Here is a 20,347-nt window from a genome sequence, read left to right as displayed (position 1 = left end):
AAGAATCTAGAGCTTCGGTTCTGATGCAATCAGAGCCGAAGCTCTAGCGCCCTACTCCGCCATCTCCGCCGGCGGCGCCATTCCGGGCCCGGCCAGCGGGCGTTCTTCCATCAGGATCATGCAGAGCGTGGCGCCGGCCATCAGCGCGGCCGCGGCGCCGAATACGTAGCGGAACGCCGTGATCATGTCGTCGACGGGGATCGAATTCAGGGGACCGTGGTGTTCGCCGACCAGCGAAATGTCCGCCCCCAGCACCATCAGCAGGATCGCGGTGAAGGCTGCGACCGTGAACGACGACATCAGCGCGCGGAAGAAATTCATCGCACCGGTCACGGTGCCGATCTGCGGCCGCGCCACCGAATTCTGCAGCGAAACCACGCTGACCGGGAACGTCGTTCCGAGCCCGAGCGCGAAGATCGACAGCAGCACCAGCAATCCCCATAGCGGCAGCGTGGTGAGCGCCAGCGCGCACCCGGAGATCGCGGCGATCGACGTTCCGATAATCGCGACGCGCTTGTAGTGTTTGGCGCGCGCCATGGTGCGTCCGGCGATCGCGGCCCCGCAGGTCGAGATCGCGGCGAGCGGGATCAGCGCAAGCCCCGCCTCGCTGGCGGTGAGGTGATAGACCACCTCGTAATAGAGCGGCAGATTGACGGTCAGGCCGGTGATGGCGCCGAGCGCACAGCCGCCGGCGGCCATCGCATAGGGCACCACCGTTCCGCCCATCAGCGGCAGCGGCAGGAACGGCTCGTCGGCCTTGCGCGCGTGCCAGACGAAGCTGAACGCCAGTGCGGCGGAGGCACCGATCATCGCGATGATGGTCGGCGACAGCCACAGATAACGGTTGCCGCCCCAGGTCAGCACCAGCATGAACACGACCGCGGCCGCCATCAGCAAGACGCCGCCGAGCCAGTCGACCTTGCGCCGGCGGTGGAACACCGGGATCTTGCCCATCTTCGGCAGTAGCAGCGCCAGCGCGCCGAGCGCGAGCGGCACGTTGATCCAGAAGATCATCGACCAGTGCAGATGTTCGGCGAACACCCCGCCGACGACCGGGCCGCCGATCCCGGCGGCGACCCACACACCGCTGAAATAGGCCTGGTACTGGCCGCGTTCGCGTGGGCTCACCACGTCGGAGATCACGGTCTGCACGACAGGCATGATGCCACCGCCGCCGAGGCCCTGCAGGCCGCGCGCGAGGATCAGGATCGGCATGTTCGGCGCCAATGCGCACAGGATCGAGCCCGCGATGAACAGGCTGAGGGCGACAATGATCATGACGCGGCGACCGTAGATGTCGCTCAGCGTGCCGAACACCGGCGCCACCGCGGTCGATGCCAAAAGGTACGCCGTGATCACCCAGGAGAGATTGGAAACGTCGCCGAACTGGCGGCCAATGGTCGGCAGCGCGGTCGCGACAATGGTCTGGTCGAGCGCGGCCAGAAACATCGTCAGCATCAGGCTGATCAGGATGGTGCGGACCTCGTCCTGGGTCAGCGGCGCGCGCGGCGCAATCGGCGGTGCATCGCTGACATCGATGACCTCGGTCGTGATGTGCGAGATTTCAGCCGAAATTTCATCGGTTAACGTATCATGGTCGGCAGGGTGACCGCGCTGCCGTTCGAGCTTGTTCATTTGAGGCGTAATATTTTTCTTCGCAGCTCAAAGCCGCCGAGATGGAATCGCTATATCGACTGCACTTTAGAGCGCAAACTGCTCCGACGGCAGGCACCTGCGCGCATGGGAGCATCCCGCGAGCGCAGCTTCGCAATCACGTGATCGACGGTTTGCGCAAAACGCTACGATTTCAGCCGCTTTTTGAACCCGCCCGCCTCACGCAGCGCAGCTTCGCAAAGGGCGCGGGGCTCGACGCTGTAGTTGTTCCGTGCAACATTTACTACCTGGCACGGCGGCTATCGGGCTGATCTCCTTGAGGCCGGATCGAAGGACGGCCGCTGCCGATGCGAGCAGCCGGGTTCTAGTTTCTACTTTGCATGGGGTTGTTTTCGCGATTTGCTCTGGGCCGCGCTGCGAGCGCCCGGCGCGTTCACGCCGGCCGCTTCTTCAACCGCGCCCGCTTCGGCAGCAGCGCCGGCCATTGCACGATGTGATCTTCGAGATCCTCGTCCGCAATCTCGTTCTCCGTTCCCTGCACCCGCCCGCGCACGGAAACGCCGGCCTCATGCACGGTATTGGGATCACCTGATAGCAGCGGGTGCCACCAGTAGAGGTCACGGCCCTCGGCGACCAGCTTGTAGCCGCAGCTCGGCGGCAGCCAGTTCAGAGTGCGGACGTTTTCAGGGGTCAGCCGGACGCAGTCGGGAACCTTGGCGGAGCGGTTCGGGTAGTCCTTGCAGGCGCAGGAGCCCGAATCGAGCAGCTTGCAGGAGACGTGGGTGAAGTAGATCTTGCCGGTATCCTCGTCCTCGAGCTTTTCCAGGCAGCAGCGCGCGCAGCCGTCGCACAGGCTTTCCCATTCGGCGCTGGACATCTCTTCCAACGTCTTGGTTTTCCAGAAGAATCCCTCCTGGCCGGAAACGGGCTTGGGCGGTGCGGTCATAAATTCAGGGTTTTCCGGATCGGATCGGTCTTGCGCCCTTCTAGGAGGTGCGGTGGCAGCCTTGCAAGCAAGACCGCTCCTGCCCGCATAAAAAGCCGGGGGCAGCGTTAGTCCTGACCATCAAAATGGTGAGCCAGACCATTGGTTTATAGCCCCCGCTCGGATAGAACAACCGCGAGTCCCCCCAAGGCCGCTTTGAGGTCGCCTGGCGAGCCGTAAAAGCGCCTTGGGTTTGCCGCAACATCGAAGCAAGACGTCTCGATAGCGCCAAGCGTGCGCAGAGCGCCTACGAACCGACCAAGGGCCCCGGTGCGCCAGTTCATTCCAGCGCGATGGAAGACGAAGATCCAGCACGTCATGCTGGACCTCGACGCGCGCATCGACTCGACGCTGTTCTCATCCGGCAAGGGCGCCCGCGAACTCTATGAGCGCTTTTCCACCTTCATGGACCGCTTCTATGTCGGCGGCTGGAAGCGCTGGGTGTTCATCGAGCCGTTGTCGGAAGCCGCCACCATCGGTCTCGGCGGCCTGATCCTGATGCTGGCGCTCGCGGTGCCCGCGTTTCGCGAAACCGCCGACGACGACTGGCTGAAAAAATCCGACCTCGCGGTGTCGTTCCTCGACCGCTACGGCAATCCGATCGGCAACCGCGGCATCAAGCACAACGACTCGATTCCGCTGGAGGACTTTCCGGACAATCTGATCAAGGCGACGCTCGCCACCGAAGACCGCCGCTTCTACGACCATTTCGGCATCGACATCGCCGGCACCGCGCGCGCCCTCGTCACCAACGCGCAGGCCGGCGGCGTGCGCCAGGGCGGTTCGTCGATCTCCCAGCAGCTGGCGAAGAACCTGTTCCTGAACAACGAGCGCACCATCGAACGCAAGGTGAAGGAAGCCTTCCTTGCGATATGGCTGGAGACGCGGCTCACCAAAAACGAGATTCTGAAACTCTATCTCGACCGCGCCTATATGGGCGGCGGCACCTTCGGCGTCGACGGCGCGGCGCATTTCTATTTCAACAAGTCGGCGCGCGACGTCACGCTTGCCGAATCTGCGATGCTGGCCGGCCTGTTCAAGGCGCCGACCAAATACGCGCCCCACATCAACCTGCCTGCCGCCCGTGCCCGCGCCAACGTGGTGCTGGACAACCTCGTCGACGCCGGCTTCATGACCGAAGGCCAGGTGTTCGGTGCGCGGCGCAACCCGGCCGTCGCCGTCGACCGCCGTGACGAGAATTCGCCGAACTACTATCTCGACTGGGCGTTCGAGGAGATGCGCAAGCTGGTCGACACGTTCCCGAAATCCTACACCGAACGCGTCTTCGTGGTCCGTACCGCGATCGACATGACCGTTCAGCGCGCCGCGGAAGCAACCGTAGAGAACCAGCTCCGCCAGTTCGGCCGCGACTATCATGCGACCCAGGCAGCCCTTGCAGTCGCCGACCTCGATGGCGGCGTGCGCGCCATGGTCGGCGGACGCGACTATGGCGCCAGCCAGTTCAACCGCGCGACCGACGCGATGCGCCAACCCGGTTCGTCGTTCAAGCCCTATGTCTACGCCACCGCGCTGATGAACGGCTACAAGCCGTCCTCGATCGTGGTCGACGGCCCGGTCTGCATCGGCAACTGGTGTCCGCAGAACTACAGCCACTCCTATTCGGGACCGATGACGCTGACGCAGGCAATCACGCGTTCGATCAACGTCATTCCGGTGAAGCTCTCGATTGCGCTGGGCGGCAAGTCGCCCAATCCGGCCAAGGCCGGCCGCGTCAAGATCACCGAAGTGGCGCGCAGGTTTGGCATCAAGGCGCCGCTGCCCGATACGCCGTCGATGCCGATCGGCTCCGACGAGGTCACCGTGCTCGAACACGCGGTGGCCTATGCGACCTTCCCGAACAAGGGCAAAGCGCCGATCCCGCATGCGGTGCTGGAAGTCCGCACCGGCGCCGGCGACCTGGTCTGGCGCTTCGATCGCGACGGCAAGAAGCAGCTGCAAGCCATTCCCGTCAACGTCGCCGCCGAGATGTCGGAAATGATGAGCCACGTCGTGAGCGAAGGAACGGCACGGCGCGCGATCATCGACGGCATTCCGACCGCCGGCAAGACCGGCACCACCAACGCGTATCGCGACGCCTGGTTTGTCGGCTTCACCGGAAACTTCACCTGCGCGGTCTGGTACGGCAATGACGACTATTCCCCGACCAACCGCATGACCGGCGGTTCGCTGCCGGCGCAGACCTGGCGTGAGGTCATGGTGGTCGCTCACCAGGGCGTCGAGGTCAAGGAAGTGCCGGGCATCGGCATGGGCACGAAACTGCCGCAGGCCGCCCAGCCCGCCAACGTCGCCGCCAACGGCGCGCCGAAGATCCTCGACACCAAGCCGGGCCCGCCGCCGGTGCTCACCAAGCGCGGCGCCGACATTCTGGTGCGCGTCGAGAAGCTGCTCGACGAGGCCGGCAAGACCGCGGGCAAGACGTCGGCCAGCGAACCGGGCAAGCCGGGCAAGTCGACATCGTCGAGCGCGCTGGCCTTCCCCGACAATTACGTCGCAGCCGCCGGCGACCAGGCTCCGCCGGCGCAGCGGAAGAACTAGTGCGGTGATATTGCGGAGCACTGGCCTGTGCGGCTGATCTTCATCACGTTGCTCGCGTTGGCGCTCGCCACCGTCGTCGGTCTGGGCTCGACCTATATGACGGCGACGCGCGGCACTGATCTCGGCACGCTCACGATCGGTTCGTGGACGGCGCGGCCCAAGAGCGGCACCGCCGAAGTCGATCCCTATTCACGTGCCTCGATCGCTCGCAGCGGTGAACTGCCGATCGGCACCGGCGACGGCATCGCCTTCTCGGCCACCACAGACGACAAGAAGAAGCCGCTCGACGGACGCTGCGACGTGGTGGTCAGCGGCGTGACGCCCGCGGCGCGGTTCTGGACGCTGACGCTGTTTGACCGCAAGGGACATCTGGTCGCCAATTCGCTGCAGCGCTACGGCTTCACCAGCCAGGAAATCATCCGCGGCTCCGACGGCGCGTTCGATATCCGCATCGCCTCGCGCTCGCGCGCCGGAAACTGGCTGCCGACCGGCGGGATCGAGCGTTACGCGCTGATGCTGCGGTTGTACGATACGCCGGTCGGGGTCGCGACGCGGACGCAGCGCGACGCGCCGATGCCCTCCATCACGACGGTGGGCTGCCCATGATCCGGCTCTTGTTCACGATCATCGCAGGCGTGCTGCTGGGCGGCGTGGTGCATCTCGTCAGCGTGCTGGCACTGCCGCGCATCGCAACCCAGGACGCCTATTCGCGGCTGACGCCGATGACCAGGACCAACGCCGTGACACCGCTCGCGCTCGCCGACCCCAACAACGCGCCGATGCCGTTCATGGACCCGGCGTTCGCGGTCGCGATCTGCCGCTACGATTTGTCGGCTGGCCCGCTCAAGCTCACGGTCCCGGTCAGCCAGGCCTATACGTCGGTGTCGTTCTACACCCGCAACGAGGTTGCTTACTACGCCATCAACGACCGCTCCGCCGGCCGCAAGGTGATCGAACTCGACCTGATGACCGAGGAGCAACACGGCCAGTTGCCGGAGGATGAGGAAGTCACCGCCGCCGACCGGCTGATCATCGACTCCCCGACCATCACCGGATTGATCGTGCTGAAGGCGTTGGCGCCGGAGCCCGGCCTGATGCCGCAGGCCCAGGCTTCGCTGGCGGCATCGCGCTGCACGCTGCAGACCGAAATCCCGCCGCCCAAGCAGCCGGAACCGCCGCCACCCGCACCGGCGCCCGCGCCCGCGCCGAAGGGCAAGCGATAGCCGCCGCGCACCACGCGAGCGGTTAGTGCTGCCCGCAACGGCAGTGCTCGTAATCAACGGGATCGTGGCTGTTGAAGATCGTCACGGCATCACCGTGCGCAGCCTTCAGCGTCCGCAGGCGCTCCTGATTTTCGATGCGTAGCGCGCGGTCCATGTCGGCGCGGCGCTGAAACAGGCCGAGCACCAGCGGCATTTTCGGCTTCGCCTGGATCTGGCCGTGGAAGAAATAGGCGTCGCCGGCGTGCAGCAGCCATTTGTCTTTGGTGCGCACGGCGATGCCGCAATGGCCGAGCGTATGGCCGGGCAGCGGGATCATCAGGACGTCGGGTTCGCGATCGCCGAGCGCACGCACGCCCTTGAAGCCGAACCAGTCCTCGCCGCCCTCGCCATACAGCGCCCATTCCGGACCATGCTTCCATTGATCCCTGACGTAGCGGCCCTTCGGCGCCGGGATGCGATGGAGCACCGCCATTTCGAGTTCGCGGCGATGGACATGCACCTTGGCATTCGGGAAATCCGGGATGCCTCCGGCGTGATCGCGATCGAGATGCGTCAGCAGCAGGTGCCGTACATCATCAGGCGAATAACCGCGCGCCTTGACCTGCCGCACGGCCGTTTCGGCGGGATCGAGCCGGGGTGTCGTCTGCCGCACCCATTTGCGCCCGAGCCGCGGCGGGTTGGCAATGTCATCGAGCCCGATGCCGGTATCGACCAGTGCAAGCCCGTCATGAGTCTCGACCAGGAGGCAGTGACAGACCATCCGCGCCCGCCGGAACATGCTGCCGGTGCCATTCACGAACCGCTGGCCGATCGGACACATGGTGCCGGTGTTGATGTGGTGGACGCGCATCGCAAGCTCCTTCGCTGAAGTCAGGCGCCTTGGTTGCCATTTCTCCATTCATAGGTAAAATATTGATATCTGATAATATCAATAGGATATAACTATGGATATCCGCGAGCTGCGCTATTTCACGGCCGTGTTCAGCGAACGTAACCTGACGGCGGCGGCGAAGCGTTGCTTCATCTCGCAGCCCTCGATCTCGGCCGCGATCACCAACCTCGAAGCCGAGCTCGGCACCACGCTGTTCATCCGGCATAAGAAGGGTGTCGCGCCGACCGCCTCTGCCGAACAATTCCACGCCGTCGCCCGCCGCATCATCGACGACGCGGACGCCGCGAAGAACCTGTTCCGCAAGCCGTCGACGCGGCGGCAATTGACGCTCGGCCTGATGCGCACGCTCGACATGCCGCGAACGATCGCGCTCCTGAAGCCGCTGACCGGAACCGCCGATGTCGCGCTTCGCCTCGTCGGCATCAAGGACGCCGCGGACGCGCGGATCATTTCGAAAAACATCATCAATGCCGACGAGCACTTCATTCCCTTGTGGATCGAGCGCTACGTTGCCGCCCTGCCGCCGTCGCATCCGCTCACGCTGAAGGAACGGCTTCGCACGTCGGATCTTGCCGGCGTCGCGATGATCGATCGCTGCCACTGCGAGCAGAGTGAGTTCTTTGGCCGAGCCGCCTCACCGTCGCGCCAGCCCGCGGCGATCGCGGAATCCGAAGACTGGACGATGGCGCTGGTCGCGGCCGGCGTCGGCATTGCCATCGTTCCGGAGGGCGTGGCGCGCGCCAATCCCGATGTCGCCGTGCGCGAGATCGATGTCGACGTGAAGCGCCAGGTTGGCCTTGCCTATAGCGCAGCGCGGCCGCCGTCAGAGGTGCTGCAGAATTTTATCGCGAGATTGCAGAGCGCGCGCCCGAAAGCCGGCCGCGCCAAATCGGCCGGCAAGGCGCGCTGATGGATCAGCCCTTCACCGTGACCGCACGCCCGATCACGGGGTTGGCGGCGACCGGCGGATTGGCGGTTTGGGCGGCGAGTTCGCCGATCAGGCGGTCGGCATCGGCCGCGATGGTGTCGGGCGCCTGGATCACCAGCCGCTCCAGCGCCCAGCGATAGGACGAAATCCTCCGCTCCAGGCACTGCTGCACCCATTGCACGATCAGCGTGTTCTCTTCCATGCGGGCAACCGCATCAGCCTGTTCGCGCGGCGACAGCTCCGACACCATCTTCAGGCTGGCACTGCGCTTGCGGTCGAGTTCGATCACGCGGATGGCGGAGGCAAAGAACGGCTCGAACCGCGTGATGTCGTTGCGCACGTCCTCGATCAATTGCTGATAGCGCGAGGTATGCGAGCGGTGCGGCTCGTCGATCAAGGCGCGTCCATAGGTGGTGCGATCGAACACCACCTTCTGCCGCCAGGGCGAGGGCAGCGGCTGGTAATCGCCGAACACGCTCTTCCAGGCGGGCCGCGAAAGCGGCGGCTCGATCAGGGGATAGGCGAGATCGCGAAGCTGGCGTTCGTTTTCGGTGAGCTGGAAATGCGACGGCTTGAGGCCGACGCTGCCGGTGGCCTCGGCGCCCAGCCAGCGATGCATATCGTCGTTGCGGAAGTCGGCGCGGGTGCGGCCGAAATCGCCGCCGCTGCAGCCGCCGAGGGCCGAGCCAATTAAGATGAGTATAAGAGCGGGGAGTGACCGAACCCCGGCGGTCCGGATCGGATGGCGCAGCTCCGGCATTTCAAATGTCCGTTTTCAGGGGCGCCGACGGCGACGGCGGCCGGGAGCTGTACCTTCTTCCGGTCCGCGCCCGCCGTTCTCGTCGGTTGGACGTTCGATCCGGACAACCGGAAGGATCAGTACGGTCCCCATGCCCTCGCGTGAAGCGCCATCCGGGGCGGGCCGCCGCGAAGCTGCATCCGCCGGAAATTCAATGATGGTGCCCATGTTCCGTTCTCTCTCATTGCCGCACGGACATGATTTGGCCGGCGACATGCGATCATTCAGAACAGAACGTGGTTAACGGCATCTTAATCACCGCCTGGGGGCGAGCCGCCGGATCGGCCGCTGTGGTTTATGCAACACCCGCAAAAGTCCGGCATTTTTTCAGGGGTTGTTTTCCTTAACCAACTCTTAAAGCGCCCCGCGTAGGCTCAGCCAAGGGATTTCCAAGTCGCGTATACCTGACATGACCGCAGCACCATTATTTCCCGGCTTCGACGGGCTGATGTCGCTATCGCGCCGCGAGGGCGTCGATATCCGCCCGACCTTGCTGCGCGTGCTGACCGACCTTTACGTGCAAGCGAGCGCGCATTCCGCCGACGAGGAACGGCAGTTCGTCGAGTTAACTTCACGGCTGATCGACCAGGTCGACGACGCCACCCGCGCGGCCGTGCGGGCCCGGCTTGCCATCTATCCGGCGACCCCCCTCGAGATCATGAACAAGCTCGGATTGCGGCGTGCCCATCCCGGCCAGACGGTGCCGCTCGCGCCTTCGATTGCGCCCACCCCGCCCGAAGCGCCCCCCCGGGTGCCGACCGAAGCGGAACTGCGGATGGCCTCCAGCCTGGCGATGCGGCCCAACGATGCCGCCGAAATCAGCGACATGTTCTTTGCGGCCAATGCCAGCGAACGGGCGCAGATCCTGCACAATCTCAACGACACGCCGCTGAAGGCCTCGGCGCGGATTCCGGCGGCGCGCGCCAAGCGTGCGATCGAGACGCTGGAGATGGCCGCGTTTGCCGAGGACGCCGACAGTTTCGCGCTGGAGATCGGCGAGGCGCTGATCCTGCCGGCGCGGATCGCCACCCAGGTGGTGAATGACCCCGGCGGCGAGCCGCTGGCCTGTGCGGCCCGTGCGCTGGACATGCCGAGCGCGGCGTTCCAGCGGATATTGATGTTCCTCAATCCCGAATCCGGCGTCTCCGTGCATCATGTCTACCGGCTGTCGCGGCTCTACGACCGGCTGACCGAACGATCCGCGCTGGTGATGCTGGCGGCGTGGCGCGGTTCGACCATGGCGGTCACGCGCGCCAAATATCGCGCCGCGCTCTACGACGACGAGCGCAACCGCGCCCGCACCGCCGCATCCCAGACACGGCCAGCCGTACAGCCCGGAAGCGCACCGATTGTGCGCACCGGTACTGATGGTTCGGGGCGCTAGACGACGGCGTAGCGATCCCGTGCCGGGACACAAAATCCCGAAAACAACCCCATGCAAAGTAGAATTGGCGAGCCTCAGGCCTTCGCCAGATCGAGAAAATGCCGCCCTGCCCGGTCCTCGGTCTCGACGATCCAGGTGTCGGGATCGAACTTGATTTCCTTGGCCAGCCGTTCTTCCACCGACTGCTCAGGCACTGGCTGCAGCGACCCCGGCACGAACAGGCGCTCGGTCGGCCGGCTCTCGTCATAGACGGTCTGCGGCGCCGGCCCGTACAGCATGGCGTTGCCGTCGAGGTGAGCCACCTTGACGAACACCGCACCGGCTTCCTCCGCGCCGCGCCGGCGCACGGCGCCGAAGACGCCTTCGGCTTGGCAACGGCGCAGATAGGCCGCCACCCAGATACTTGATTTCAATCGCATGGGCCGGACGATAGGCCAGCGTCCAGGCTGGCGCCAGAGGCCATGGCCAGGCGCGTTCCCTCGCGCACGCGATCGGCAGAGTTATCCGCAACGGGATCGTAACAAGCTCTTGTCGAAGGCCGCACCGGTTTCCAAAGTCGCGGTTCCCGACAGTCATGGATCCACAGCATCTCGGCCCATACCGCACGTGAGCGCGCACAAGATCGTGAGCCGCGGCGCAGGAATATTGACTCGGTCGGTCGACCGAATTATGGTGACCCGCGATCGCACCGGGGAGATTTCATCGTGGCGCGCGCAACGGCCAAGAAAATCGAGAAGAAGGCCGAGACCAGCACCACGCTGCTCGAAGCCGCCAAGAAAGTGTTGCGCCAGAACGGCTACGCGGGCCTGTCGACCCGCGACGTCGCGGCGGCTGCCGGCGTCCCGCTCAGCCAGATCCATTATCATTTCGGATCCAAGCAAGGGATGGTGCTGGCGCTGTTCGAGTACTTGAACGCGCAGCTATTGGATCGCCAGAACGCGATGTTCGGCGACGCCAGTCTCAAACTATCGGAGCAATGGGACCGGGCCTGCGATTATCTCGACGACGACATCGCCTCCGGCTATGTGCGCGTGCTGCAGGAACTGATCGCTGCGAGTTGGTCCGACCCGGCGGTCGCGCAGGTCGTTCGCACCGCGATCATGGGATGGGTCGATCTCATCGTCGGCGCTGCACGCAAGGCTGAACGCGAATTTGGCGGCCTCGGCCCGCTGACGCCCGAGGAGGTCGGAGCCTTTGCTGCCAATGCGTTCATCGGCGCAGAAAGCCTCTATCTGCTTGGTTTCGAGAAGAAAGGCTCGCCGATACGCCAGTCCTTGCGACGGGTCGGTGATCTCGTTCGCAGCGTCGAAGGTGCAGCCAAACGATGAGGTGACGCGATGCGTGCGAAATTGCCCGACGAAAGTGGTTTTATCGATCGCGACGGCGTCAGGATCTACTACGAGAGCTACGGCACTGGCCCGCAAACCATGCTGTTCGTGCCGCCCTGGTGCATCGTCCATTCGCGGATCTACAAGGCGCAATTGTCGTATTTCAGCGAGCGCTTCCGCTGCATCACCTATGACGGCCGCGGCAACGGCAAGTCGGACCGTCCTGAGGATGTGGCGGCCTACTCGCGGGACAATTACGTGGCGGATCTGCTGGCCGTCATGGACGCCACGGGCGCGGGAAAGGCAATCCTCGTTGGCCTGTCGTTTGGCGGCATGCTCGCCAGCGTGCTGGCCGCGCATTATCCTGATCGTGTGAAGGCCGCGATCCTGGTCGGGACGGTATCGACTATCGGACCTGATAACTACGCCTATCTGGCGAACCAGCATTTCGACACCAAACAGGAGCGGTTCGACGGCTGGAATAAATACAACCGCGAGCACTGGCTGGCGGATTATCCCGACTTCGCCGAACACTTCATTCGCAACATCCATACCGAGCCGCACTCGACCAAGCAGATCGAGGACGGCATCGGCTGGGCCAGTGACACCACTGGCCCGGTGCTGGTCAACACCGTCGACGCACGGCTGATCCCGCCGCGCTTCGATGTCAGCGAAGCGATGTATCGCAAGATCCGCTGTCCCGTGCTGCTCATTCACGGCGACAACGACCAGATCCAGCGCCATGCACGCGCGAAATCGCTGGCCGATCTGATGAATGCGGAGCTGGTGACCATTCCGGGCGGCGGTCACAACCCGCTCGGCCGCATTCCCGCAAAGACCAACACCCTGATTGTCGATTTCCTCGATCGCAGGCTTGCCATCGCCTCCCCTGCAGCGCGATCGGACCGCACGACACGGAAAGCCAAGCGCGCACTCTATCTCTCCTCGCCGATCGGCCTCGGGCACGGGCGGCGCGATATCGCGATCGCCCGCGAGTTGCGCAAGCTGCACCCGGATCTGGAGGTCGATTGGCTGGCGCAGGACCCGGTGACGCGCCTGCTGGAGGCGAACGGCGAGCGCGTCCATCCGTTGAGTGCACGGCTGGCCAGCGAGTCGGGGCATATCGAGATGGAGTCGGGCGAGCACGACCTGCATTGTTTCCAGGCCCTCCGCAACATGGACGAGGTGCTGATCGCGAACTTCATGACTTTCCAGGATGCCGTCGACGAGGGAGGCTACGATCTCGTCATCGCCGACGAGGCCTGGGACATCGATCATTACTGGCACGAGCACCCGGAGCTGAAGAAAGCCGGGCTCGCCTGGTTCACCGACTTCGTCGGCTATGTGCCGATGCCGTCGGGCGGCGAGCATGAGGCGTTTCTGACCACCGACTACAACGCCGAAATGATCGAACACATCGAGCGGCATCCCGGCGTGCGCGACCGCGCCATTTTCGTCGGAAGCCCTGAAGACATCGTCCCGTTGTCGTTCGGCAAGGACCTGCCGGCGATGCGCGACTGGGTGCCGCGGCATTTCGATTTCGCCGGCTACATCATCGGCGAACACCCGCATATTTTCGGCAGCCGCACCGAGCTGCGCGAGCGCCTCGGCTACCGGCCGGACGAGCGCGTCTGCATCGTCACGGTCGGCGGATCCGCCGTCGGCACCCACCTGATCAAACGCATCCTGCAGAGCTATCCGATGGCACGGGCCCGGTTGCCCGAATTGCGTATGATCGTGGTGGCGGGCCCGCGGATCGATCCGGCCTCGCTCGGCGCGCCTGATGGCGTCGAGATGCGCGCGTTCGTCCCCGACCTCGACCGTCATCTCGCCGCATGCGATCTCGCCCTCGTGCAGGGCGGCCTAACCACCTGCATGGAGCTGACCGCGGCCGGAACCCCGTTCCTTTATTTCCCGCTCCAGAACCACTTCGAGCAGAATTTCCACGTCGCCCATCGTCTCGATCGCTATGGCGCCGGCACGCGCATGGCATTCGCGACGTCGACGCCGGACGTGATCGCTGAAGCTATGGTTGGTGCATTGCGCGCGCCGGCCAAATTCAAATCCGTCGAAGCCGACGGTGCGGTCCGTGCCGCCCGCATGCTGGCGGATCTGTTCTAACCGAAATCAATTGTCAGTGGAGGTAGCTATGTCGAGCGTTAATCAAGCGACCCGGATTGATGAAGGCAAACTCAACGCATTCGTCGGCCAGATGCTGGGCGACCTCGGGGGCGCGTCCAGCGTCGCCATGGTGCGGATGGGCGATGCGCTTGGATTGTACAAGGCGCTACACACCAATGGGCCGATGACCTCAACCGAACTCGCCAGCACCGCGAAAGTCGATCCGCGATACCTTCGCGAGTGGCTGTCCAATCAGGCGAGTTCCAACTATTTGTCCTACGATCCGGCATCGGCGAAATTCGCGCTGCCGCCCGAGCAGGCGATGGTGTTCGCTATTCCCGACAGCCCGGTCTATCTGATGGGCGGCTTCGATCTGATGGCGGCGATGCTCGAGAACCAGCCGAAAGTTCAGGCCGCGTTCAAGTCCGGCGGCGGTGTCGCCTGGGGCGATCAGGCCGGCTGCATGTTCTGCGCGGTGGCCCGCTTCTTCCGGCCCGGCTATCACAACAACATCGTGTCGACGTGGCTTCCTGCTCTCGGAGGTGACGTGATGAAGAAGCTGGAGGCGGGCGCTGAGGTCGCGGACGTCGGCTGCGGCCATGGTTGGTCGACGGTCCTGATGGCCAAGGCTTTTCCCAAGTCCCGGTTCGTCGGCTACGACTTCCATCCCGGTTCGATCGCGGATGCAAAGGCGCATGCCGAAAGCCACGGCGTTTCCGCCAACACGCGCTTCGAGGTCGGACTCGCCAAGGACTATCCCGGCAAGAACTACGATCTCGTGACCTGTTTCGACTGCTTGCACGACATGGGCGACCCGGCGGGAGCCGCCGCCCACATCCGCCAATCCCTGAAGGACGATGGGACATGGATGATCTGTGAGCCGATAGCGGGCGATCGTCTCGAGCAGAACCTCAACCCGGTCGGGCGCTTGTACTATGCCGCATCGACCATGATCTGCGTGCCGACCTCGCTCTCGCAGGAAGTCGGCACTGCCCTCGGCGCGCAGGCCGGCGAAGCACGGCTCCGCGAAGTCATCCTGAAGGGTGGTTTCAAGAGCGTGCGTCGTGCCACTGAGACGCCGTTCAACATGATCCTCGAGGCAAGGCCTTAGTATCCAGCATGGCGGCTGCAAGCCTGGCAAAGTTCACCGGCTGCAAGAATCCTTGCGGCCGACATCCGGCGGGTTGACCGTCGCGCGGACCGACCATATTCTCAAAGCTGCGGTGCAAGCCGCGCCCGGGTCCGCGGGAAGGGTCGAACCCACTTGCAGCTTCCAAGCAGCACCTAGAGCCTTTGTGCAGCAGCTGGTATTGCGGACCATCGGCGATCCATGCACGGAGGTTTCCAATGGAACGATCGCCTGATCGACTAAATCTCGACCATCTCAAGAAGCAAGCCAAGGATCTGCTCCGTCTCTACCGGCAACGTGATGGCGATGCTTTTGCCCGCTTTCGCCGTGCCCTTCCGGCAGCCGCGGGGCACAGCGACGACAAGATCGCTTCCTTGAATCTCCGGCTCCATGACGCTCAATCATGTGTGGCACGCGACTACGGCTTTGCTTCCTGGCTGGACCTGAGACGTTATCTGGAAGCGCAATCGGCCATCGGCAGCGAGCGCGAGGAACGTGTCCTGCGCTGGCTCCGACTGATTTATGCCGGCGACATCAATGGCACGGCAAATCGCGCCAATCCGCGCGTTGCCATCAGGATGCTGGCCGAAAACCCCGACCTCGTCGCCGGAAACCCCTATCTGGCGTGTGCGATCGGCGCGGAAGATGCGTTGCGACAGGCCACGCAGCAAGACCCGGCTTGGGTCAACCGCCCGGGTGGACCGCTACGCTTGCCACCACTCGTCGCCGTCACGCATTCCAGCCTGTTGTCCGTTCCGGAATTCCGCGCGCGTCTGCATCGCTGTGCCCGTTTGCTGCTGGCGGCAGGCGCCGATCCCAATCAGCGCATCGGCAACCGTTGGCCGCCGGCATCGGTCAGCGAACCTGACGACAGCAATCCGCTGTCGGCACTGTACGGCGCCGCCGGAACGAACCATGACCCCGAGCTCACGAAACTGCTGCTCGACGCCGGCGCCGATCCTGACGACGGCGAGTCCCTCTATCACTCGCTGGAGACGTTTGCATGTACCCGCCTGCTGCTCGAGCGTGGCGCGCCTGTCGCAGGCAGCAACGCGATCTACCATGCGCTCGACTTCGACAATGTCGCCGCACTCGAACTGCTGCTCCTGCATGGCGGCGATCCAAATGAGCCCGCGCGCAATTCACCCTTGACCGACTGGGGTTCGCCACTGCTGTGGGCGATCCGCCGGCGGCGATCGCGCCGGTGTATCGAGACCCTGCTGGACGCAGGTGCACACCCGTTGGCAGCGACGCCTGATGGCGTCAGCGCCTACAGGCTCGCCTTGCAGTTCGGCCTTCGCGAGGTCGCCGATTTGCTGCGCGAGAGGGTCGCACATGAACCCATTCCGGATGAGGAAGCGTTCATTGCGGCCTGCGCCTGCGGCGATGAGGCCGAGGCCCGGCGCATCCGCGCCAGACGGCCCGACCTCCCCGAAACGCTTCCGGCCTCGCAGTTGCGGTTGCTGCCCGATCTCGCCGCTGAGGGCAACGATGTGGGAGTAAGGCTGATGGTCAGGCTCGGCTGGCCGATCGCGGTGCGCGGCGGCGACTGGAATGCGTCGGCGCTCAATCTGGCGGTGTTTCGCGGCGACGCCGGATTGACCAGGTTCCTGCTCGAACATGGGGCAGACTGGACCGAGCAACATGGTTATGGCGACAACGCCTGCGGTTCGCTTTCCTGGGCGTCCTGCAACGAGCCGGTCGAAGGCGGCGACTGGTCAGGCTGCGCGCGCGCCCTGCTCGACCATGGCATGCCGCGCGCGAAGCCGGATCAGAATGACCCGGAATGGATTTTGATCGACGGGCGGAGAAAACGATTCTCCGACGAGGTCACCGAGATCCTGCTGGATGCCTCGTAAGGCCCGTCCCTACTCGATCGGACGGCCGGTCATGGCGGTGAGCTCTTTCACCAGGCGGTCGGACATATGTCCGGTCACCGGCAGCTTGCGGTCGCGCTCGAATTTCGTGATCGCCGCCTGCGTGTCGGCACCGACGGCGCCGGTAGGCTTCAACTGGCCGTAGCCGTATTCGGTCAGCGCGCGCTGCACCGACGCTACGCGGCGCGCGCCCGCGGACTGCGCCGAAGCCGGAATCGGCGCCGGCGGCCTCGCGACATGGGACGTCGTGGCCGGAGCGGACCCGGCCGGCTTCGCCGCCGGAAGGGCAATGCTGGAAGCTGCAGCGGCGGGAGCCGAACCGGTCGATCTGACCACCAGATTGGTCATGGGGTCAGTGGCTTTGGGGTCAGTGGATTTGGGATCGGCGTTTCTGCTCTCGGCGGGTTTGGCCTCGACGGGTTTCGGTTCCGGAGGCTCGGCGGAACGCACCGCGAGTTCAACCGGGCGCGGACGGGGCAGCGGATTCGCAACCGCGGGCGCCGGCAATTTCACGACCGAACCGAACATCGGCGACGGATGACGACCGGCCTGCAGAAACAAAGCGTTGGTGAGGATGGCGCCGATGGCGGCAACGGCCAGCGCGCCGGCCAGCATGTCCTTCGGACTGTGCAAGAGCATGCGCATCACAAATCCACGCTCTTCTTCCGCGTCGACTGCAGCCGCTTTCGCGCCACGGCGGCGGCGCGGCATCTCGTCGTCCTCGATCGTTCGCTTAGGCACTTTTCTTCACCTGATGGGCTTGGTCTTGTAATCCTGATCGCAGCGCCGGCTTCAGCGTCGCGACATTGCTCGAAGGTACCGGGCTCGAAGGCGAATTCAATTCCACCGCCGACGGCGCGAAGGCAAGCGGCAAGACCACAGTTACCGTGGTTCCCTCATCGACCTTGCTCTGCACATTCACCTCGCCATGGTGCAATCCGACCAGGCCCTTCACGATCGACAGCCCGAGGCCGGTGCCTTCGTGCTTGCGCTGATAGGTCTTGCCGGCCTGGAAGAACGGATCGCCGATCCGCTTGAGATCATCGGGTGCGATGCCGACCCCGGTGTCGGTAACGCGAAGCATCAGGCGCGAGCCCTCGACCGCAGCCGAGACCGTGACATTGCCGCCGCGCTCGGTGAATTTGACGGCGTTGGCGACCAGATTCAGCACGATCTGTTTGAAGGCGCGTGGATCGCCCGTCATCATCGGCAGATCTTCCGGCGCACGGGCGACAAGATCGACGCCGTTTTCGCGCGCTTTCAGGGCCAGCAGGTTGCAGCAATGCAGCAATGCGGCGCGCGGCGCGAATGGCTCCGGCGAAATCTCGAAATTGCCGGACTCCATCTTCGACATGTCGAGAATGCCGTTGACGACCGATAACAGATGCTGCCCGGAATCGTTGATCAGCTGCGCATATTCCTTGCGGCGCGCCGCGTCGATCATCAGCACATCTTCCTGAACGATCATCTCGGAGAACCCGATGATGGCGTTGAGCGGCGTGCGCAGTTCATGGCTCATGGTGGCGAGGAAACGCGTCTTGGACGCATCCGCCCGTTCGGCGGCGGTACGCGCCAGCTCCAGCGCCTGCTCCTGCATCTTGCGGTCGGTGACGTCACGCATCACGGCGACGACTTCGGCCTCGGGCGAGGCATGCTCGAGCGGCCGGCAGCGCATCTCGACCCAGATGAAATCGGAGTTGCTCTGGCCGCGGACGATATCGCGTCGCAGCCGGAACTCGACGCTGCGCGCCTCGCCGCCACGCGCGGCGTCCGACAATGCGGTCAGATAGGCCGGACGATCGGCCACATGAACGCGGTCGAACAGGCCGTGACCTGCAAGCCGCGTGACTGAAGCGCCCAGCATGGTTTCCGCGGCGGGCGAAATGAACTGCACCGCGCCGTTGCGGCTGTGGCGTGAAATCACGTCGCTCATGTTAAGCGCCAGCAGGCGGTAGCGGTCTTCCTCGACGCTGAGCAGCGCGACGCTGGTACGCGCCAGCGATTCCGAGCCAAAGGCGAGACCGACGGCATAAAGCGTCGCCGCTGCTATTCCGACCGCCATCAGGACGCTACGCAACGCCGCGTTTGGCTCCACCACCGGCAACAGGTCGAAATGCCCGAGGGCAATCAATAGCGCGGCGCAAGACAACGCCAGCGCCGAGGCAAACGCGACGACGCGGCGCGAAGCCGAGAGCGCGGCCTCAAGCGGAACCACGACCAGCCCGACCGCGGCAAAGGACTCGATGCCTCCGGTCGTCGCGGCGACCATCATGACGAGACCGGCCAGCGCCAGCGACGACAGAATATGCGCGCCGTCGTAACGACCGGTGCGCGACAGGAACCATGACAGCAGGATGGGTGCGATCAGCCAGGCAAAAGCCGCCACCTCGATGGCCGTGGGCGCCCCGCGCATCGCCAGGTAGACCGGGAATGCCGCAAAGGCGGCGAGGCTGCCGAGCAGCCGCGGCGCCATAAAGGCGCGGTGCCGCGCGCGCGTCAGCGCATCATATCGTGCGGACGGATGCAGCAGCGCATCGAGACAATCGCGGATGATACTCAAAACACTCACGGCTTTTGCGCTTCGGCTTGTTCGTCTGGCAGGTTGGCTTGCAGACGCGCCGGAACGCCCCCTTTATCTTTGGCCCACCGTGTCAGAGCGAACTTAAGCGAACGCTAAGGCACGGCGGCCGGGCGGCAAACACCGTGCATTCGCGGAGCTTTAACCCGTTCCGGAACGCTCATTCGACGCGGATGGTGAACGACAGGTTTCCGGCGCGATCGAGCTATGGTTTCGAAATGGTGGACGGCCCCGGCACGCCACTTTTTTGTGTTCGCGAATATCAATCGAAAATTTACGTCGAATCAAATCATTCGAATTTTCAGCGAATTTTCGGCGAATTTACTTCAATGCAAACACTTGCGATTTATCGACGGCTGATAGTCAGGAGCAAACCTGCGGACATAACCGCAACAGGACCAAAAGAAACGACCGGGGTCGCGAGATGTTCTTTCTGCTTCGCATGGTGTTCTGGCTCGGACTGGTGCTCGTGCTGCTGCCCAGAGAAAAGACGCCTGAATCGGACAAGCTGCCGCAAATCGGCGCCTCCGAAGCCGTATCGGCTGCAACCGCGGCCGTCTCCGACATGGGGCAATTCTGCAAGCGTCAGCCGGCGGCCTGTGAAGTCGGCGGCCAGGCCGCGACCGTGATCGGCCAGCGCGCGCAGGACGGCGCGCGCAAGCTGTATCAGATCATCACCGACAAGCCCGAGAAGCCCGAGACGCCCGCCAAGAAAGCCCCCGACCACACCGGCTCGATTGCCGGCCCGGGCGGCGACGAAGCCACGCTGGCGGCCACCGCGCGGGGCGACACGCTCACGCAAGACGATCTTGCAACCGAGTGGCGCGGCACGTCTGTGCATTGACGGAATAATGGCTGGAAAATAGGCCCGGAACCGGTTCCATTTTCGTCGCTTTCGCTTCACCCGCATCCTATATAGACGGTGGAGCATGG

The 20,347-nt window shown here is 64.3% G+C and carries 18 protein-coding genes; 10 read left to right on the top strand and 8 right to left on the bottom strand.

Annotated features, from left to right (window positions below; all coding sequences use genetic code 11):
* Window positions 1-51: 51 nt before the first annotated feature.
* Window positions 52-1,635 carry an MDR family MFS transporter gene (locus JQ567_RS24565; RefSeq protein WP_212441190.1) on the bottom strand — a complete coding sequence of 528 codons (1,584 nt, stop codon included), beginning with the start codon at window positions 1,633-1,635 and terminating at the stop codon, window positions 52-54.
* Between the two features lie 412 nt (window positions 1,636-2,047).
* Entirely contained in the window at window positions 2,048-2,560 is a 513-nt protein-coding gene (locus JQ567_RS24560) for a YcgN family cysteine cluster protein (RefSeq protein ID WP_212441189.1), read from the bottom strand.
* Between the two features lie 309 nt (window positions 2,561-2,869).
* Between JQ567_RS24560 and JQ567_RS24555 the strand changes: the two genes are divergently transcribed.
* Genes JQ567_RS24555 through JQ567_RS24545 form a run of 3 tightly spaced genes read left to right on the top strand, consistent with a single transcriptional unit; the run spans window position 2,870 to window position 6,378 of the window.
* Window positions 2,870-5,155 (top strand): transglycosylase domain-containing protein, encoded by a 2,286-nt coding sequence (locus JQ567_RS24555; RefSeq protein ID WP_212441188.1) that lies wholly within the window; start codon window positions 2,870-2,872, stop codon window positions 5,153-5,155.
* 27 nt (window positions 5,156-5,182) lie between these two features.
* On the top strand, window positions 5,183-5,761 hold the full coding sequence (locus JQ567_RS24550) for a DUF1214 domain-containing protein (protein WP_212441187.1): 579 nt from the start codon (window positions 5,183-5,185) through the stop codon (window positions 5,759-5,761).
* On the top strand, window positions 5,758-6,378 hold the full coding sequence (locus JQ567_RS24545) for a DUF1254 domain-containing protein (RefSeq protein WP_212441186.1): 621 nt from the start codon (window positions 5,758-5,760) through the stop codon (window positions 6,376-6,378). Before JQ567_RS24550 ends, JQ567_RS24545 begins: the two co-directional genes overlap by 4 nt.
* Before the next feature lie 22 nt (window positions 6,379-6,400).
* Here the strand turns inward: JQ567_RS24545 and JQ567_RS24540 are convergent, their stop codons facing one another.
* Window positions 6,401-7,228 carry an MBL fold metallo-hydrolase gene (locus JQ567_RS24540; RefSeq protein WP_212441185.1) on the bottom strand — a complete coding sequence of 276 codons (828 nt, stop codon included), beginning with the start codon at window positions 7,226-7,228 and terminating at the stop codon, window positions 6,401-6,403.
* Between the two features lie 94 nt (window positions 7,229-7,322).
* On the opposite strand from JQ567_RS24540, the gene JQ567_RS24535 reads away from it, so the two are divergent.
* A complete protein-coding gene (locus tag JQ567_RS24535) occupies window positions 7,323-8,180 on the top strand; it encodes a LysR family transcriptional regulator (protein WP_212441184.1) in 858 nt (285 codons plus the stop codon).
* Between the two features lie 4 nt (window positions 8,181-8,184).
* On the opposite strand, the gene JQ567_RS24530 is transcribed toward JQ567_RS24535, so the two are convergent.
* A complete protein-coding gene (locus JQ567_RS24530) occupies window positions 8,185-8,958 on the bottom strand; it encodes a hypothetical protein (protein WP_212441183.1) in 774 nt (257 codons plus the stop codon).
* A 15-nt stretch (window positions 8,959-8,973) separates the two neighbouring features.
* Window positions 8,974-9,165: a hypothetical protein gene (locus JQ567_RS38285; RefSeq protein WP_249165679.1), complete on the bottom strand. Its 192-nt coding sequence runs from the start codon at window positions 9,163-9,165 to the stop codon at window positions 8,974-8,976.
* A gap of 241 nt (window positions 9,166-9,406) precedes the next feature.
* Here JQ567_RS38285 and JQ567_RS24525 point away from each other — a divergent pair, with 241 nt between their 5' ends.
* Window positions 9,407-10,381 carry a DUF2336 domain-containing protein gene (locus JQ567_RS24525; protein WP_212441182.1) on the top strand — a complete coding sequence of 325 codons (975 nt, stop codon included), beginning with the start codon at window positions 9,407-9,409 and terminating at the stop codon, window positions 10,379-10,381.
* A 74-nt stretch (window positions 10,382-10,455) separates the two neighbouring features.
* On the opposite strand, the gene JQ567_RS24520 is transcribed toward JQ567_RS24525, so the two are convergent.
* Entirely contained in the window at window positions 10,456-10,800 is a 345-nt protein-coding gene (locus tag JQ567_RS24520; RefSeq protein WP_212441181.1) for a DUF1491 family protein, read from the bottom strand.
* A 285-nt stretch (window positions 10,801-11,085) separates the two neighbouring features.
* On the opposite strand from JQ567_RS24520, the gene JQ567_RS24515 reads away from it, so the two are divergent.
* The 4 genes from JQ567_RS24515 to JQ567_RS24500 all read left to right on the top strand — a co-directional run bounded on the left by JQ567_RS24515 (window position 11,086) and on the right by JQ567_RS24500 (window position 16,818).
* Window positions 11,086-11,709, top strand: a complete 624-nt coding sequence (locus JQ567_RS24515) for a TetR/AcrR family transcriptional regulator (protein ID WP_212441180.1) — start codon at window positions 11,086-11,088, stop codon at window positions 11,707-11,709.
* A 9-nt stretch (window positions 11,710-11,718) separates the two neighbouring features.
* A complete protein-coding gene (locus JQ567_RS24510; RefSeq protein WP_212441179.1) occupies window positions 11,719-13,830 on the top strand; it encodes an alpha/beta hydrolase in 2,112 nt (703 codons plus the stop codon).
* 28 nt (window positions 13,831-13,858) lie between these two features.
* Window positions 13,859-14,941, top strand: coding sequence for a class I SAM-dependent methyltransferase (locus JQ567_RS24505; protein WP_212441178.1), 1,083 nt, complete (start codon window positions 13,859-13,861; stop codon window positions 14,939-14,941).
* A 236-nt stretch (window positions 14,942-15,177) separates the two neighbouring features.
* Window positions 15,178-16,818 (top strand): hypothetical protein, encoded by a 1,641-nt coding sequence (locus JQ567_RS24500; RefSeq protein ID WP_212441177.1) that lies wholly within the window; start codon window positions 15,178-15,180, stop codon window positions 16,816-16,818.
* A gap of 9 nt (window positions 16,819-16,827) precedes the next feature.
* Here the strand turns inward: JQ567_RS24500 and JQ567_RS24495 are convergent, their stop codons facing one another.
* Both JQ567_RS24495 and JQ567_RS24490 read right to left on the bottom strand, forming a co-directional pair.
* Window positions 16,828-17,577 (bottom strand): peptidoglycan-binding domain-containing protein, encoded by a 750-nt coding sequence (locus JQ567_RS24495; protein WP_212441176.1) that lies wholly within the window; start codon window positions 17,575-17,577, stop codon window positions 16,828-16,830.
* Window positions 17,570-19,405, bottom strand: a complete 1,836-nt coding sequence (locus JQ567_RS24490; protein WP_212441175.1) for a PAS domain-containing sensor histidine kinase — start codon at window positions 19,403-19,405, stop codon at window positions 17,570-17,572. The genes JQ567_RS24495 and JQ567_RS24490 overlap by 8 nt, the downstream gene beginning before the upstream one ends.
* 433 nt (window positions 19,406-19,838) lie before the next feature.
* On the opposite strand from JQ567_RS24490, the gene JQ567_RS24485 reads away from it, so the two are divergent.
* Window positions 19,839-20,258: a DUF5330 domain-containing protein gene (locus tag JQ567_RS24485; RefSeq protein ID WP_212441174.1), complete on the top strand. Its 420-nt coding sequence runs from the start codon at window positions 19,839-19,841 to the stop codon at window positions 20,256-20,258.
* Window positions 20,259-20,347 lie beyond the last annotated feature (89 nt).

The sequence above is a fragment of the Bradyrhizobium sp. AUGA SZCCT0431 genome (assembly GCF_018131065.1).
Taxonomy (GTDB): Bacteria; Pseudomonadota; Alphaproteobacteria; order Rhizobiales; family Xanthobacteraceae; genus Bradyrhizobium.
The sequence above is the reverse complement of the archived record's forward strand: the minus strand, read 5'-3'. Positions and strand labels throughout refer to the sequence as shown.

Coding starts and splice junctions, on each gene's coding strand:
- JQ567_RS24565 (WP_212441190.1), bottom strand. CDS start 1,635: ATGAACAAGCTCGAACGGCAGCGCGGTCACCCTGCCGACCATGATACG.
- JQ567_RS24560 (WP_212441189.1), bottom strand. CDS start 2,560: ATGACCGCACCGCCCAAGCCCGTTTCCGGCCAGGAGGGATTCTTCTGG.
- JQ567_RS24545 (WP_212441186.1), top strand. CDS start 5,758: ATGATCCGGCTCTTGTTCACGATCATCGCAGGCGTGCTGCTGGGCGGC.
- JQ567_RS24540 (WP_212441185.1), bottom strand. CDS start 7,228: ATGCGCGTCCACCACATCAACACCGGCACCATGTGTCCGATCGGCCAG.
- JQ567_RS24535 (WP_212441184.1), top strand. CDS start 7,323: ATGGATATCCGCGAGCTGCGCTATTTCACGGCCGTGTTCAGCGAACGT.
- JQ567_RS24530 (WP_212441183.1), bottom strand. CDS start 8,958: ATGCCGGAGCTGCGCCATCCGATCCGGACCGCCGGGGTTCGGTCACTC.
- JQ567_RS38285 (WP_249165679.1), bottom strand. CDS start 9,165: ATGGGCACCATCATTGAATTTCCGGCGGATGCAGCTTCGCGGCGGCCC.
- JQ567_RS24525 (WP_212441182.1), top strand. CDS start 9,407: ATGACCGCAGCACCATTATTTCCCGGCTTCGACGGGCTGATGTCGCTA.
- JQ567_RS24520 (WP_212441181.1), bottom strand. CDS start 10,800: ATGCGATTGAAATCAAGTATCTGGGTGGCGGCCTATCTGCGCCGTTGC.
- JQ567_RS24510 (WP_212441179.1), top strand. CDS start 11,719: ATGCGTGCGAAATTGCCCGACGAAAGTGGTTTTATCGATCGCGACGGC.
- JQ567_RS24505 (WP_212441178.1), top strand. CDS start 13,859: ATGTCGAGCGTTAATCAAGCGACCCGGATTGATGAAGGCAAACTCAAC.
- JQ567_RS24500 (WP_212441177.1), top strand. CDS start 15,178: ATGGAACGATCGCCTGATCGACTAAATCTCGACCATCTCAAGAAGCAA.
- JQ567_RS24485 (WP_212441174.1), top strand. CDS start 19,839: ATGTTCTTTCTGCTTCGCATGGTGTTCTGGCTCGGACTGGTGCTCGTG.